At 61.0% G+C, this 13,770-nt stretch carries 15 protein-coding genes and 2 tRNA genes; 9 read left to right on the top strand and 8 right to left on the bottom strand.

Annotated features, from left to right (window positions below; all coding sequences use genetic code 11):
* Positions 1-10: 10 nt before the first annotated feature.
* Both G5168_RS02920 and tsaA read right to left on the bottom strand, forming a co-directional pair.
* Positions 11-559 (bottom strand): cytochrome b, encoded by a 549-nt coding sequence (locus G5168_RS02920; protein WP_064341216.1) that lies wholly within the window; start codon positions 557-559, stop codon positions 11-13.
* A 288-nt stretch (positions 560-847) separates the two neighbouring features.
* On the bottom strand, positions 848-1,552 hold the full coding sequence (gene tsaA / locus G5168_RS02915) for a tRNA (N6-threonylcarbamoyladenosine(37)-N6)-methyltransferase TrmO (RefSeq protein WP_019445624.1): 705 nt from the start codon (positions 1,550-1,552) through the stop codon (positions 848-850).
* A 219-nt stretch (positions 1,553-1,771) separates the two neighbouring features.
* Between tsaA and G5168_RS02910 the strand changes: the two genes are divergently transcribed.
* Positions 1,772-2,770 carry an NAD-dependent epimerase/dehydratase family protein gene (locus G5168_RS02910; protein WP_421251820.1) on the top strand — a complete coding sequence of 333 codons (999 nt, stop codon included), beginning with the start codon at positions 1,772-1,774 and terminating at the stop codon, positions 2,768-2,770.
* A 159-nt stretch (positions 2,771-2,929) separates the two neighbouring features.
* Here the strand turns inward: G5168_RS02910 and G5168_RS02905 are convergent, their stop codons facing one another.
* The 4 genes from G5168_RS02905 to cydD form a co-directional block, all read right to left on the bottom strand.
* Positions 2,930-3,316: a DUF488 domain-containing protein gene (locus tag G5168_RS02905; RefSeq protein WP_421251819.1), complete on the bottom strand. Its 387-nt coding sequence runs from the start codon at positions 3,314-3,316 to the stop codon at positions 2,930-2,932.
* Between the two features lie 9 nt (positions 3,317-3,325).
* The gene (rcsF, locus tag G5168_RS02900) at positions 3,326-3,697 is read right to left on the bottom strand and encodes an Rcs stress response system protein RcsF (RefSeq protein WP_158109736.1); all 372 of its coding nucleotides are present in this window, start codon (positions 3,695-3,697) and stop codon (positions 3,326-3,328) included.
* A gap of 163 nt (positions 3,698-3,860) precedes the next feature.
* Complete coding sequence (gene cydC / locus G5168_RS02895; RefSeq protein WP_204479786.1) at positions 3,861-5,591, bottom strand: heme ABC transporter ATP-binding protein/permease CydC; 1,731 nt, start codon at positions 5,589-5,591, stop codon at positions 3,861-3,863.
* Positions 5,584-7,353, bottom strand: coding sequence for a heme ABC transporter permease/ATP-binding protein CydD (cydD, locus tag G5168_RS02890; RefSeq protein WP_421251818.1), 1,770 nt, complete (start codon positions 7,351-7,353; stop codon positions 5,584-5,586). The genes cydC and cydD overlap by 8 nt, the downstream gene beginning before the upstream one ends.
* Before the next feature lie 201 nt (positions 7,354-7,554).
* Between cydD and G5168_RS02885 the strand changes: the two genes are divergently transcribed.
* Positions 7,555-7,628 (top strand) — tRNA-Gly (locus tag G5168_RS02885).
* 15 nt (positions 7,629-7,643) lie between these two features.
* Positions 7,644-7,718: transfer RNA gene (locus tag G5168_RS02880), tRNA-Gly, on the top strand.
* Positions 7,719-7,880: 162 nt separating this feature from the next.
* On the opposite strand, the gene arcA is transcribed toward G5168_RS02880, so the two are convergent.
* Positions 7,881-8,600 carry a two-component system response regulator ArcA gene (gene arcA / locus G5168_RS02875; RefSeq protein ID WP_005338193.1) on the bottom strand — a complete coding sequence of 240 codons (720 nt, stop codon included), beginning with the start codon at positions 8,598-8,600 and terminating at the stop codon, positions 7,881-7,883.
* Positions 8,601-8,996: 396 nt separating this feature from the next.
* Between arcA and G5168_RS02870 the strand changes: the two genes are divergently transcribed.
* Positions 8,997-9,404, top strand: coding sequence for a DUF3293 domain-containing protein (locus G5168_RS02870; RefSeq protein ID WP_227342274.1), 408 nt, complete (start codon positions 8,997-8,999; stop codon positions 9,402-9,404).
* Between the two features lie 42 nt (positions 9,405-9,446).
* The gene (locus tag G5168_RS02865) at positions 9,447-9,926 is read left to right on the top strand and encodes a putative 4-hydroxy-4-methyl-2-oxoglutarate aldolase (protein ID WP_118854119.1); all 480 of its coding nucleotides are present in this window, start codon (positions 9,447-9,449) and stop codon (positions 9,924-9,926) included.
* A gap of 3 nt (positions 9,927-9,929) precedes the next feature.
* Here G5168_RS02865 and G5168_RS02860 read toward each other — a convergent pair whose 3' ends face one another.
* Entirely contained in the window at positions 9,930-10,409 is a 480-nt protein-coding gene (locus G5168_RS02860) for a hypothetical protein (RefSeq protein WP_407956667.1), read from the bottom strand.
* Between the two features lie 157 nt (positions 10,410-10,566).
* Between G5168_RS02860 and G5168_RS02855 the strand changes: the two genes are divergently transcribed.
* The 4 genes from G5168_RS02855 to arsA all read left to right on the top strand — a co-directional run bounded on the left by G5168_RS02855 (position 10,567) and on the right by arsA (position 13,754).
* Entirely contained in the window at positions 10,567-10,965 is a 399-nt protein-coding gene (locus tag G5168_RS02855; protein ID WP_407956665.1) for an META domain-containing protein, read from the top strand.
* A gap of 256 nt (positions 10,966-11,221) precedes the next feature.
* Positions 11,222-11,590: an ArsR/SmtB family transcription factor gene (locus G5168_RS02850; RefSeq protein ID WP_005338181.1), complete on the top strand. Its 369-nt coding sequence runs from the start codon at positions 11,222-11,224 to the stop codon at positions 11,588-11,590.
* A gap of 4 nt (positions 11,591-11,594) precedes the next feature.
* A complete protein-coding gene (arsD, locus tag G5168_RS02845) occupies positions 11,595-11,963 on the top strand; it encodes an arsenite efflux transporter metallochaperone ArsD (protein WP_216951431.1) in 369 nt (122 codons plus the stop codon).
* A 27-nt stretch (positions 11,964-11,990) separates the two neighbouring features.
* On the top strand, positions 11,991-13,754 hold the full coding sequence (arsA, locus tag G5168_RS02840; protein WP_421251817.1) for an arsenical pump-driving ATPase: 1,764 nt from the start codon (positions 11,991-11,993) through the stop codon (positions 13,752-13,754).
* Positions 13,755-13,770 lie beyond the last annotated feature (16 nt).

The raw sequence follows: 13,770 nt of genomic DNA, 5'->3' as shown, positions 1-13,770 counted from the left end.
CTGCTGCTTGTTAGCTGCGGCGTGGCGGCAGCATATTGGTGAGGGTGTTGTCTTTGAGAATATGGTGGTGATAGAGGGCCGCCACCGTGTGCAGGCCGATCAGGGCGTAACCGATATTGCCCAGCGTCTCGTGTACCTCCTTGATCAGCCCCTTGAGGTCCGGACTTGGGGAGAGCAGGGCAGGCAGCTCAAGCCCGAAGAAGGGGATGGGCTTGCCCGCGGCGCTCAGCAGCAGCCAGCCAAACAGCGGGGTGAGAATAAGAAAACCGTAGAGGGCGAGGTGGGCCAGTTTTGCCAGCTTGTGCATGACTGGGGAGAGCTCGGGCACGATGCGCGGCGTCGGGCTCATCCAGCGCAGGGCCAGTCTGACAAACACCAGGGCGAAGATAAGCAGCCCCAGCATAAAGTGCCACTCCTTCATCAGATCCCGGCCAGGGTCCCCCTTGGGGAAGATATCGCGAAATTCGATCAGGGCGTAGACGGCGATCATGGCCCACAGGGTCAGCCAGTGCAGCCCGATATTCAGGGTGCCATAACGTTGTTCACTGTTCATCAGCATAGGTTTGTTCCTTCGAAGTGCTGTCACATCCGTGTGGCATCCCCGCACTCAAACGTGTCGGAGCGAGGCCAGATCCTTTGGCTGCAACAGCCGAGCTGCCATGCTTACCATCAACCGGCAGCCTGCGGCTGGCCTCAGTCAGAGAGGAGATGCCCTCTGCTGTCTGCATGGTATCACTGGTAACCGGGTAGATAGTCTGATCAATGCCACACAATTTACAGGCTCATTAAGCCCCTTGTGACGTGAAGAAGGCGTGAAATAGCATCCGTGATGTCGGCCCGCCAAGGTTCAGGCGGGCTCGATGGCCAGCACCACGCAATCCGGCTCGCTGATGCGAAAACGGACGTTGCAGTCAAACAGCCGCACCCCGTACTCCTTCTCATCGGGCTTGCCCTTCTTGTAGGCCGGGCGCGGATCTTGCGCCAGCACTTCGCTCACCAGCTGGCGCAGCTCGGGGTGAGCCTTGAGCCAGGGTTGCAACTGCTGCTCGGCCTCGGCACTGAAGCTCACCGCCAGCGGCGGGGTGGGGGCGTCGGGGGCAAAACCACCACGGGCATCCGGCAGGCTGTCGGCATAGGGAATATAGGGTTTGATATCGACGATGGGGGTGCCATCGAGCAGATCCACCGCCCCCAGCTCCAGCCACAGCTTGCCCCGCTCACGGCCGATCCCGTGCAGCTCGACCACCGAGAGCCCAAGCGGATTGGGGCGGAAGGTGGAGCGAGTGGCAAAGACGCCGACCCGCTCGTTGCCGCCAAGGCGCGGCGGGCGCACCGTCGGGTGCCAGCCCTGCGCCATGGTCTGATGAAACACGAAGCTGAGCCACAGATGGGAGAACTGCTCGATGCCGCGCAGCACATCCGGCTGATCGTAAGGGGGGAGCAGCTCGAGGCGGGCGCGGGCCGATTTGACCAGTCCGGGCTGGCGGGGGATGGCGAACTTCTCCTTGTAGGGAGAGCGGATGATCCCGAGGGTGTCGATTTCGAACTTCATGGCGGATCCTGACTGAAAACCCCGGCAATTTAGCACAGGCGGCCCCAAAACGCAGGTTCGGCCTTATTACGCCTATTTCTGCGGCGCTGCCGTGATCCCTGTCCCATCCCGGCCAGTCGGGGGCTGTGCCCGCGCGCCAAGTTGCGTAGGGTGAAGGCAACTGGCGTGTCAGGATGAAATGTGCGCACTCGCGCCGAAGGGGGAGGGAGAGGGAGAGGGATGAAACTGCTGATTATCGGTGGCACCGGCTTTTTGGGGCGCCACCTCACCGCGCTCGCGCTGGATTGGGGCCATGAAGTGACCCTGTTCAACCGTGGCCTGCACCAGCATCCGGACTGGCGCGATCTGGTGCAGCTCACCGGCGACAGGGACAAGAGCCTGAGCGCCCTGCAAGGGGCCGGGTTGCAGTGGGACCTCGTCATCGATACCTGCTGCTATCGCCCCGAGCAGGCGGCGAGCCTCTCGGCGGCTTTGCGCGGGCGCTGCGCGCGGCTGATTTTTATCTCCACCATCAGCGTCTATCGTGATTTCTCAATGCCCGGGATGAATGAGTCGGCGCCGCTTCATGCTATCCCCGAAGGGGAAATGCCCACTGACTATGGCCCCCTCAAGGTGTTGTGCGAGCAGGAGTATCGCGCCCGCTGGGACGGGCGGCTCTGCATCCTGCGCCCGGGCGTGTTGTGCGGCCCCCATGATCCTACCGGGCGCATGGCCTGGTGGATTAAGCGGGTGCAGCAGGGCGGGCCCTGGTTGCTGCCGGGCAGTGGCGAGGATCGCTTGCAGTATCTCGATGTGCGCGACTGCGCCGAGTTTGTGTTGCGCGCGGCCGAGCAGCAGCTATCGGGCATCTTCAACCTGCTCAAACCCGGCATTACCTTGAGTGACTGGCTGGAGCGGCTGAGCGCCCGGTTGCAGCCCGCCAGACCCATTCAGCCCGAGTGGCAGCCTTGGCCCACCCTAATGGCAGCCGGTATCGAGCCCTGGCAGAGCTATCCCACCCTCTTGCCCTGCGCGCAGGCGGAATTTGCCGGTTACGGCTCTATAAGTGCCGAGGCGGCCATCGTTAAGGGGTTGAACTTTCGGCCGCTGGAGGAGACTGCCGCCGACCTTGCCCACTGGCTTGCCATCGAGCCTGCCGCCGGGGTGGCGGAACATGCCATGACTCAGGCCGAGGAGACTTCGCTGCGTCAGCAGTTGCTGGAGCCCAGTCTGCAATAGGAGAGGGTGCATCGAGCCGCTGCTGCGGAAAATTGCTGCGCTAGCGCGAACACAACGAGAGAGGACATCCCGCGGGATGCCCTCTCTGTCTATCCATGCCTGATGGTTGCCGAATAGAGGCTGACGCGATTCCCCATCACATCGCTGTCGCTCACCGAGTTAGCGGATGGCGGCGCCTGCGGCTATCAGCAGCTCTTTCAAGATAGCGCGATGGCAGCGGGACTCCTGCTCGCAGTAGCAACCGACCGAGAGGTTGGTGGTATGAGAGAGGGTGGCCAGCAGCGCCAGATCGTGCCTAGCGGCAGGTTGCGCCATCTCGGCCTTGTACTGTTTGCCAAACGCCGCCCATTGGGCGGGTGTCTCGGCTGCCTGCCCCAGCTTCATGGTCTCGCTGCTGGGGGCCAGATTGGGGAACCAGACATCGTACCAATGCTGGCTGGTAAATTCGCTCTTGGGTACGCCGCGGGGTGGGCGGCGCACCGTGCCGATCCGCAGCCCCTCATCGGGCAGGCGCGGGCTGCCAAGACGAACGATAGCGAGGGCCATGACAGCGGGTTACTTCTCTTCGGCCACTTTCAGCGCCTGCCCGTAGCAGATCACCTGTTTCAGGCAGCCCGGGGTGTCGCTGAACTCGGCGCATTTATCGATGGTGACGCCGTTGCCGCCCATGTCGGCCGCGCGGCGGCGGGCCAGGGTGCGCGCTTCACCGGCGTTGGGCACCGGCTGGTTGGCATCGGACTGGCAGGATTCCCCCTCGATGGTGCCGAGGTAGAGGTAGTTGAGGTCAGCCAGCTCATCCTGTTCATAGATGCGCACGCTACCGGGTTTGAAGTATTCGTCGAAGTTCTCTTTATCCAGATTGCTGTTGAAGGCGTAGTTGGCACAGCCGGAGGCAATCAGGGGCATCATCAGGATCAGGCGTTTCATCGTCTCGTATCTTGTGTCGGTGATGAGGACAGTAGAAATGCGCAGGCGCTCCATGTCGGCATCTTGTTGAATAATGAGGGGGACATTATAGGGGCCAGCCGCCTGCGGCGACCAGCCCCGTTTTGCGCCCTGTTGTCAGGGTGTGACCCCCATCAGCCTGATATCAAACCGGAGCCAGTCGCTGATAGAGGCTGCGGTAGTAATCATCTGCCAGCAGCTCGTTGTGAGGGGCGCAGAGGCGGATCTGTCCCTCTTCCATCAGGGCAATCCGGTCCATCTGCTCCATCCCCAGCAGGCGGTGGGAGATGAGCAGCAAGGTGCGATCTGCCCCGAGCTTGAACAACAGATCCATGATCTCCCGTTCGGTCTGACTGTCGAGCCCTTCGGTCGGTTCGTCCAGCAGCCAGAGCGGCGCATCGTGCAGCAGGGCGCGGGCGATACCGATACGGCGACGCTCACCACCGGAGAGGGGGCGGCCGCCGTCACCGAGCCAGGCGTCGAGGCCCGCCTCATCTTCCAGCAGATTGGCCAGTCCGACCTGGGTCAGTACCGCAATCAACTGCTCGTCAGTGGCGGTCGGGGCGGCCAGCTTGAGGTTGCCCCGCAGGGTATCGGCAAACAGGTGCACCCGCTGGCTCACCACCGAGATGGAGGCGCGCAGCGCCCCTTCGCTATAGTCGGTGAGCGGCTTGCCATCGAGAAGGATCTTGCCAGCCTGCGGGCTCCACTCACGGGTCAGCAGCCCCATCAGGGTCGATTTGCCGCAGCCGGTCTGGCCCAGCAGCGCCATCTTCTCACCGGCGTGCAGCTGCAAGGTGCAGCCACGCAGCACCGGCTGGGGATTGCCGGGGTAGCCAAAATAGAGGTCATTGATCTGCAGCGCGCCAGCGGTGGCATGGGTCTGCTCGTCGCCCCACACGGGGGCTTTTGCCTCTTGCAGGATCTCGTTCAGGCGGCGTGCCGAGGTGAGGCTGGTGGAGAGGTGCTGGAAAGCCCCAGCCAGCGGCATCAGTGCCTCGAAGCTTGCCAGGGTGGCAAAGACCATCAGTGCGGTTATGGGGTCGGGCGCCGCACCCGCTACCCCATGACCGGCCAGCCAGAGCATCAGGGTCAGGGTCCAGCCGCTCAGCAGTTGCACCGAGAAGTTGGCCAGCCCGCTTACCTTGGCCATCCGGGCCTGCGCGACGAGCAGCGCCTGTTCGGCTTGTTGCAGCTCAACCAGCGCCTTGGGGGCGGCGGCAAACATCTGCAGCTCGGCCTGACCATCCAGATAGTCCACCATCCGGGTACGCAGGGTCGATTTTTCGGCAATCAGCGCCTGACCGGGGCGACGGCCGAGGAAGTAGAACACCAGCGGCAGGGCGATCATGCCAAACAGCAGAATGGCACCCAGGGTGAGGGCGAGACGGCTGTCGAAAAACGACAGGAAGAAGACCAGTCCGGCGGTGCTGAGCAGGGCCGCGCCTATGGGGGTGATCAGCCGCAGATAGACGTGGTCCATCGCATCGATGTCGGCTACCAGTCGGTTGAGCAGATCCGCCTGACGGAAACCGGCCAGGGTACCGGTGGAGAGCGGCGAGAGTTTCTGCCAGAACCAGACCCGCAGTCGGGTCAGTACCCTGAAGGTGGCGTCGTGGCTCACGACCCGCTCACCCCAGCGACCGGCGGTACGGACGATGGAGAAGAAGCGCACCCCGCCGGCGGGGGTCATGTAGTTAAAGGCATGGGTCGTCGCAACTGTCATCCCCGCCACGGCGGCGGCGGAGAGGAACCAGCCGGAGAGGGAGAGCAGCCCCATGCCGGCGGCCAGGGTCACCAGCGCCAGCAGCAAACCAATGGTGAGGCTGAGCCAGTGTTGGCGATAGAGGCGCAGAAATGGCAACAGATCACTCATCGAGAGAACCTCCGGAACGTTGGGAGAGCAGGCGGGCAAAATGCCCCTGCCCAGAACTAAGTTGCTGGAAGCTGCCTTGCTCCACCAGCTGGCCGCGGGCCAGCACCATTATCTTGTCCATCTTGGTAAGCTGGTCGAGGCGGTGGGTGATCATCAGCAGGGTCTGGCCAGCCATCGCCTGCTCAATGGTGGTCATGATGGCGCGTTCGGAGTGGCGATCCAGACTGGCGGTCGGTTCATCGAGCACCATCAGCTGGGTTGATTTGAGCAGGGTTCGCGCCAGGGCGAGGCGCTGGGCCTGACCGACCGAGAGGCCGCCTGCCTGATCGCCGACCGGATAGTCGAGCCCCTTCTCCATCGCAAATTCCCACGCCTGCGCCCGTTTCAGGGCATCTTCCAGCTCGGCATCGCTGGCCGTTGGTTTGGCCAGCAGCAGGTTGTCACGCAAGGAAGTGTGGAACAGCTGCGGGTTTTGCGAGAGCCAGCCCAGTTGCAGGCGCCACTGGCTCATGTCGAGGGTGGCAAGCTCCTGCCCGTTGACCTTGAGCTCACCGCTATAGGGCGCAAAGCCGAGCAGGGCATTGACCAGCGAGCTCTTGCCTGCGCCGCTGACGCCGATGAGGGCTGTGCGCGAACCGGCTTCCAGGGTGAAATCGATAGGGCCGACCAGCACCTTGCCTTCGGCGCTCAGCACTTCAAGTCCTTTGGCTTCTACCTTGACCGGGCTGTCGGCATGGAACGGCGCCGTGCCTGCAGCCGGTTCGCTCACCTCGGCTTCGAGGAATTCCAGCAGCTGCTCGGCAGCGCCGATAGCCTGCGCTTTGGCGTGGTAGTGGGCACCCAGTTCCCGCAGCGGGGCGTAGAACTCGGGGGCGAGAAACAGCACGAACAGGCCGGTAAAGAGGGTGACCTTGACCCCATAGCTACCAAAGTTCAGATGGTCGATATAAGAGAAGCCGAAGTAGACGGCGACCAGCGCCACTGAAATAGCGGCGAAGAACTCCAGCACGGCGGTGCTCAAAAACGCCAGGCGCAGCACTTCCATGGTGCGCTCGCGAAAATCTTCCGAGGCGTCGCGAATGGCGTCACCTTCTGCCTGGGTACGCATAAAGAGTTGCAGGGTACGCAGCCCCTTCAGGCGATCGAGGAAATGGCCGGAGAGACGGGCCAGCGCCTGAAAATTGCGGCGGTTGGCATCGGCGGCGCCCACACCCACCAGGATCATAAAGATGGGGATGAGGGGCGCAGTGCCCAGCAGGATCAGACCTGCCGCCCAGTTGACCGGGAATACAGCCACCAGAATCACCACCGGAATAAAGACGGCGATGGCCATCTGTGGCAGATAGCGGGAGAAGAAATCCTGCATGTTTTCAATCTGTTCCAGCAACAGGCTGGCCCAGCTACCGGCCGGACGGCGCTGGATATAGGCAGGGCCGAGACGACCCAAGCGCGTGAGCACCAGCTGGCGGATGGTCTGGCGCACCGCGCTGCCCGCCTTGAAACTGGCCACTTCGCGGCCATAGGCCAGCGCCGCTTTGCCAAGCGTCACCAGCAGCAGGGTAATAAAGAGCGTGATGGATTGCTCAGGCGTTGAGCCTTCGATGATAAAGCCGTGCAACAGGGTCGCCAGCAGCCAGGCTTGCGCCACCATCAGAATGCCCTGGCCAAGGCCAAAAGCGATGGATATCGTGATCCAGCGGCGACCGTGACTCGATTGCTTGCGCAACCAGCCATAGAGACGTTTTTGCGTTTTTTTATCCATTACCACCATCCTCGCGTCGAGTGGCGCAAGACTATCCTTGCCGTTTGGCCTTGGCAACCTTGTAAATTATCTGTGTTAAAAATGTTTGATTGAAAAAGCAACCGTCTGTTCAATCCTTGTCCGAACAGATTGATTTATTGAAAAAAGTGGCAAAGGCGCCATTGCGCTCGGCGGCAAAATGCATATAGTAGGAGCCCTGACGCGGGTGTAGTTCAATGGTAGAACGGTAGCTTCCCAAGCTGCATACGTGGGTTCGATTCCCATCACCCGCTCCAAATTTCAGATGCCAGGCGGGCATCGTATAATGGCTATTACCTCAGCCTTCCAAGCTGATGATGCGGGTTCGATTCCCGCTGCCCGCTCCAGCTTCAAAACAAAAAGCCCACTCCTGCGAGTGGGCTTTTTGTTTTGAAGCTGTCTTGTGCGCCGTTCGACGTCACGCTCACGGTTTCTCGGCTTTTAAGGCAAACCGCAGAGACAGAAAAGGCGCTCGAGGCGCCTTTTCAGATCAACAGCGTAGCGGGAGCTTATTCCTGCTCCAGTTCACCACAGAAACGGTAGCCTTCACCGTGGATGGTGGCGATGATCTCCGGAGTATCGTTGACGCTTTCGAAGTGTTTGCGAATGCGACGGATGGTCACATCGACGGTACGGTCGTGGGGCTTGAGCTCGCGGCCTGTCATCTTCTTCAGCAGCTCGGCACGGGTCTGGATCTGGCCCGGGTTTTCGCAGAAGTGCAGCATGGCGCGGAACTCGGAGCGCGGCAGCTTGAACATGTCGCCAGTCGGGCTGACCAGTGCGCGGCTGTTGATATCCAGCGCCCAGCCGTTGAACAGGTAGCGCTCAACCAGCTTCTTCTCTTCGCCACCGGCAGCCACGTTCATGGTGCGGCTCAGCAGGTTGCGGGCACGGATGGTCAGTTCGCGCGGGTTGAACGGCTTGGTGATGTAATCATCGGCGCCGATCTCCAGACCCAGGATCTTGTCCACTTCGTTGTCACGGCCGGTCAGGAACATCAGGGCGATGTTGTCGTTCTCACGCAGCTCACGGGCCAGCAGCAGGCCGTTCTTGCCCGGCAGGTTGATGTCCATGATCACCAGATTGATGGTGTGGGAAGTGAGGGCCTGATGCATCTCGTCGCCGTTGTTGGCTTCGAGCACGATGTAGCCTTCGGCTTCAAAAATGCTTTTCAGGGTATTGCGTGTGACCAGCTCGTCTTCGACGATCAGAATGTGTGGTGTTTGCATGAGTATTCCCAGATTCTTATCAGTTAATTATCTTAAATTTAACACTCTTTGGCGTTTCAAACCGATTTCCTGACTGATCCTGAAAATTTATTACGTCATCCTGGGTATGAGAGTCAGGTCGGAATATCGCGAATTAGGCATCAGTACCGGCAAGTATCCCTGTGCCACTTATAGGTTCCCGACAAGTCTGGTCGAGCAGAGCCTGGAAAGGTCGTCCATTACGAAAGTGGCCGCATTTTATCAGTTAACAGGAGCATAACAACACTCTTTGCCGTCAGATAGCAACTTTTTAACTCTGTTTTGATATAGGTCAAACCCTGGTACAGCTGCATCATACTTGGCCTGAACCGGGTTTTCGCCCCTACAAAATGTAATGGAATGTAACATGTGATTGACATGAATTTGTGGGAAAACTACAAGAAAATCTGCTTTATCGCGCCATTTGAGCCACCAGACTGGTCTGCCTTTGCCATCATCACAGCCTGGAATCCGGCCAGCCAGTGGGTCACAGAACGACGCAATATGCGGCGGGAACGGGCGATGTGGCGCCATCTGACAATGGATTTGCAGGTGCCCGTGGTGGGGCCGTTTTGGGGATCTGACCCGGACGAACGCTGGCAGGAGTCATCGCTGGCGGTGGCGCTATCTCTGCCACAAGCCCGTCAGCTGGCTGTTCGTTTTGGCCAGAACGCCATCTACTGGGTGGAGGATGGCCAGCTCTGGCTGACACCAGTATTGACGGATAAATCAGCAGTTTGTCTGGGCAATATTGAATCCTTCTGGATTGCCAGAAAACTTGCCTGATGAAAGAATGAACATCTTCATGCATCTGAAAGGAATCAAATCATGTTGGATCTCCTGCCCGACCTCTGCGATCAACACGGCGACTTGCTGCAAGTAGCCGACCCGGTGTTTCAGGATTTTGGCGGCAAGGCCCTCTTTTATGGTCGCGCCGTAACGCTCTCCTGTTATGAAGACAACAGTCTGGTGCGGGATCTGGTGACCCGCCCCGGTCACGGCAAGGTGATGGTGATCGACGGCGGCGGCTCGCTGCGCCGTGCGCTGCTGGGCGATCAACTGGCGGTCAAGGCGGTGGAGCAGGGGTGGGAGGGTATCCTGATCCACGGCGCGGCGCGGGATGTGGGCACCCTGGCGACATTGGCGCTCGGGGTCAAGGCGCTGGCGGCCTGTCCGGTCAAGACCGAGAAGCGGGGATTGGGAGAGCTGGGGGCCGTGGTCAGCTTTGCCGGTGTGACCATCCACGAAGGGGATTACGTCTATGCGGATCGCAACGGCGTGGTGGTGAGTGCCACGCCGCTGTTGTGATCATCAGAAGTTGAAGCCGACGCCCAGACTCAGTGCCTGATCGGCAGTGATGGCGCTGACGCCGTAGTTGGCGGTGAGGGAGAGTCTGGGTGTCAGCAGCAGGCTGGAGTTAAGCTCCAGCAGGGTGCTGGTCTTGTTGAGATCGAGATGCTTGATCTGGCTGCCGATATTGAATGCCGGAGAGAGCTGGTAGCGTACCCCCGAACTCATATTGAAACCGGATGTGCGATTCTGATCCGCCACCGCCGGGCCCGCTTCCATAAAGAGGGTCACATCATCCACCACCGGATATTGATAGCCGCTATTGACCAGCCAGAGATCAAAACTGTCGCTGTGATGGCTATGGCCATTGAGCAACACACCCGAGTAACTTTTGACATAGAGAGACGGGTTGGATTGCGGCTGAACCACTGCCCAGTCGGCGGCCTGTACGGCCATGCTGGCGCAGGTTGCAAGCAGTGTGATGATGAGTGATTTGACCATTCGTTTCCCCTCCCTGGGTCCGGAACTGAGCCTAAGCATGGCACATGCCAGCTGGTAGTAAAGTGAAGGGAGATCACAATAAAATCCTTTGGCATGGGCGCCAGCCATGATAAACAGGCTGCCGTATTGATGGCTCTAATCATTAAGAGGTGAATCCATGAACAAGAAACTGACTCTGCTGGCCGCGCTGGCACTGGGAGGCTGCGCAATGGCAACGGGTTCCAGCATGGCTCAACTGCAAGCATCCAGCTGGCAGCTGCAAGGCGCCACCGGCGATACCTTCACCCTGCAAGTGGTCGACGGCAAGGTGGCGGGCAAGGGCGGCTGCAACCGCTATTTTGGCGGTATCACCAAGCAGGGTGACGGTGTCTTGACGCTGGGCGCCATGGGCTCTACTCGCATGATGTGCATCGGCGACGCCATGAAAAAAGAGACCGAGTTCCTGCAAAAGCTGGAGAAGGTGGCAACCTACTCCATCAACGGCAACCAGCTGACTCTGAGCGATGCCAACAAGGCGGCCCTGCTCACCTTTAACGCTGTGCCTGCTGCCAAATAAGGCACGCGTTCGTCTGATTGCCCCGACAGTGCTGACTGTGCTGCCGGTCAAACGCTCTGATACGCCCTCCCTCTGGAGGGCGTCTGTTTATCTGCGATGAACCCTGCGTGGTCGTCCGCTACTGTTGTTCACTCGTCGATTCTCCAGTCAGCCCGGTTTGATACCAGAATCTCGTATCTTCGCTTCGGTACATATCTTGATCATTTCAATAATTCTTGTATAGTTGAAGTGAAAGGTCGCACCAAGGGGAGTGAAGATGAACAAAGAGATGGCCACCAAGGTCTTTGAATCGCTGGCATCCGGCATCCGGCTCGATGTATGGCGGCTGCTGGTGAAGGCCGGGCTGGAGGGGCGGGTCGCCGGTGAACTGGCCAGCGAGCTCGATATTGCCCCCAATACCCTCTCGTTTCACCTCAAGGCGATGCTCAACACTGGTCTGCTGTCGGTGGAGCAGGAGGGGCGCTTTCTGCGCTACCGCGCCAATATTCCCCTGATGCTGGATGTGATCGCCTACCTCACCGAGGAGTGCTGCGCCGGTCATCCCGAGGCGTGCGGCGTGATGCGTGCCGAGTCAGCCTGCTCCCCCCATGTTCTGCCTGCGCAGCCCTGCTGCAACAAGGAGTAATGCCATGTCCTCCATTCAGATTTTTGATCCCGCCCTCTGCTGCTCCAGCGGTGTCTGCGGTACCGAGGTTGATCAGGCACTGGTCACCTTCGCATCCGACCTTGCCTGGGCCAAGGAGCAGGGCGTTGCCATCGAGCGTTTCAATCTGGCCCAGCAGCCGATGCAATTTGCCGAGACACCTGCCGTCAGCGCTTTTCTGACCCACGCCGGGGAGGAGGGGTTGCCACTGGTGCTGGTAGAGGGGCAGGTGGTGTTGACCGGCCGTTACCCGAACCGCAGCGAGCTGGCCCGTTATGCCGGGCTGCCTGCGCCGCAAGCGGCCATCAAGGGGATCGTCAAGGGCGGCTGCTGCTCTGGCAGCGGTTGCTGCTGAGTCGTGACGCACCATTCGGGAGAGGCTATGTACCATTTTCTGACCAATCCACCGCCGTTTCTCTTTTTCACAGGCAAGGGCGGGGTGGGCAAGACCTCGCTGGCCTGCGCCAGTGCGGTGGCTCTTTGTGATATTGGCAAGCGCGTACTGCTGGTCAGCACCGACCCTGCCTCCAACGTGGGGCAGGTGTTTGCCACCGAGATCGGCAATCGCGTCACCGCCATCGCCGCTGTGCCCGGTTTGTCGGCGCTGGAGATAGATCCCCCCGCGGCGGCCAAAGCTTATCGGGAGCGGATCGTCGGGCCGGTGCGCGGCAAGTTGCCCGAGAGCGTGGTGCGCAGCATCGAGGAGCAGCTCTCCGGCGCCTGCACCACCGAGATCGCCGCCTTTGACGAATTCACTGCGCTGCTGACCGACCAAACGCTGCTGGCCGAGTATGACCATATCGTCTTTGATACGGCCCCAACCGGCCACACCATCCGGCTGCTGCAATTGCCGGGCGCCTGGAGCGAATTTTTGGAGCAGGGCAAGGGGGATGCCTCCTGCCTGGGCCCGCTGGCGGGGCTGGAGAAGCAGCGCAGCCAGTATGCAGAGGCGGTCGCTGCGCTGGCTGATGCTGCTCGCACCAGGCTGGTGCTGGTGGCGCGGGCCCAGCAATCCACTCTGCGGGAAGTGGCTCGCACCCACGAGGAGCTGGCCGCCATCGGCTTGTTGAACCAGCAACTGGTGATCAATGGCCTCTTCCCCGAAGGCGCCATTGCCGGAGATCCGCTGGCAATGGCGCTCTGGCATCGTGAGCAACAGGCTCTCGCCCAGATGCCGCAGGGGATCAAGGGGCTGGCGCAGGATCATATCCCGCTGCTGGCCACCAATCTGGTGGGGCTCGACAGTTTGCGCCTGTTGCTGCAATCAGAGGGAAGCGCCGCCCAATCTCCGACAGTACAGTCCACTGTCAAGCCAGCCCAGCCCGAGTTGAGTTCGTTGGTGGACGAGCTGGCCGCCGATGGTCACGGCCTCATCATGCTGATGGGCAAGGGCGGGGTGGGCAAAACCACTCTGGCTGCCGCCGTGGCGGTGGAGCTGGCGAGCCGCGGCTTGCCGGTGCACCTCACCACCTCGGATCCCGCCGCACACCTGAGCGAGACGCTGGCAGGTAGCTTGTCCCATCTTGAGGTGAGTCGCATCGACCCCCACGCCGAGACCGAGCGTTACCGCGCCCAGGTGCTGGCCAGCAAGGGAGCGGCCCTGGACGAGCAGGGGCGGGCACTGCTGGAGGAGGACTTGCGCTCCCCCTGTACCGAGGAGATCGCCGTGTTTCAGGCCTTCTCGCGCATCATTCGCGAGGCGGGCAAGCGCTTCGTGGTGATGGATACTGCCCCCACCGGCCACACCCTGCTGCTGCTCGACGCCACCGGCGCCTACCACAGGGAGATCGCTCGCCAGATGGGAAACAAGGGGCTGCACTTCACCACCCCCATGATGCAGTTGCAGGATCCCAAGCAGACCAAGGTGTTGATTGTGACGCTGCCCGAGCCGACGCCGGTACAGGAGGCGGCCAATCTGCAAGCCGACCTGCGCCGGGCCGGCATCGAGCCCTGGGGCTGGCTCATCAACCACAGCTTGCAGCAAGCCGCGGTCAGCTCGCCGCTGCTGCAACTGCGGGCCGAGCGCCAGTTGCCCCATATCGAGGCGGTCGAGCAGCAACACGCCAGCCGCTACGCCGTGGTGCCGCTGCTCGCCGAGGAGCCGGTGGGGCCCGATGCCCTGCGCCGCCTCTGCCAGCACCATTGAGTCGCCGTCCCGGCCT

The organism is Aeromonas sp. 600724, assembly GCF_049175135.1.
In the GTDB taxonomy this organism is placed as follows: Bacteria; Pseudomonadota; Gammaproteobacteria; order Enterobacterales; family Aeromonadaceae; genus Aeromonas; species Aeromonas veronii_A.
The sequence above is the reverse complement of the archived record's forward strand: the minus strand, read 5'-3'. Positions and strand labels throughout refer to the sequence as shown.

Excerpts from the sequence above, each read along its gene's own strand:
- cydC (WP_204479786.1), bottom strand. The coding sequence starts at position 5,591 with ATGAGTGATCTGTTGCCATTTCTGCGCCTCTATCGCCAACACTGGCTC.
- arcA (WP_005338193.1), bottom strand. The coding sequence starts at position 8,600 with ATGCAAACACCACACATTCTGATCGTCGAAGACGAGCTGGTCACACGC.
- G5168_RS02905 (WP_421251819.1), bottom strand. The coding sequence starts at position 3,316 with ATGGCCCTCGCTATCGTTCGTCTTGGCAGCCCGCGCCTGCCCGATGAG.
- G5168_RS02865 (WP_118854119.1), top strand. The coding sequence starts at position 9,447 with ATGTTGGATCTCCTGCCCGACCTCTGCGATCAACACGGCGACTTGCTG.
- arsA (WP_421251817.1), top strand. The coding sequence starts at position 11,991 with ATGTACCATTTTCTGACCAATCCACCGCCGTTTCTCTTTTTCACAGGC.
- arsD (WP_216951431.1), top strand. The coding sequence starts at position 11,595 with ATGTCCTCCATTCAGATTTTTGATCCCGCCCTCTGCTGCTCCAGCGGT.
- tsaA (WP_019445624.1), bottom strand. The coding sequence starts at position 1,552 with ATGAAGTTCGAAATCGACACCCTCGGGATCATCCGCTCTCCCTACAAG.
- G5168_RS02870 (WP_227342274.1), top strand. The coding sequence starts at position 8,997 with ATGAATTTGTGGGAAAACTACAAGAAAATCTGCTTTATCGCGCCATTT.
- G5168_RS02920 (WP_064341216.1), bottom strand. The coding sequence starts at position 559 with ATGCTGATGAACAGTGAACAACGTTATGGCACCCTGAATATCGGGCTG.
- rcsF (WP_158109736.1), bottom strand. The coding sequence starts at position 3,697 with ATGAAACGCCTGATCCTGATGATGCCCCTGATTGCCTCCGGCTGTGCC.
- cydD (WP_421251818.1), bottom strand. The coding sequence starts at position 7,353 with ATGGATAAAAAAACGCAAAAACGTCTCTATGGCTGGTTGCGCAAGCAA.
- G5168_RS02855 (WP_407956665.1), top strand. The coding sequence starts at position 10,567 with ATGAACAAGAAACTGACTCTGCTGGCCGCGCTGGCACTGGGAGGCTGC.
- G5168_RS02860 (WP_407956667.1), bottom strand. The coding sequence starts at position 10,409 with ATGGTCAAATCACTCATCATCACACTGCTTGCAACCTGCGCCAGCATG.
- G5168_RS02850 (WP_005338181.1), top strand. The coding sequence starts at position 11,222 with ATGAACAAAGAGATGGCCACCAAGGTCTTTGAATCGCTGGCATCCGGC.
- G5168_RS02910 (WP_421251820.1), top strand. The coding sequence starts at position 1,772 with ATGAAACTGCTGATTATCGGTGGCACCGGCTTTTTGGGGCGCCACCTC.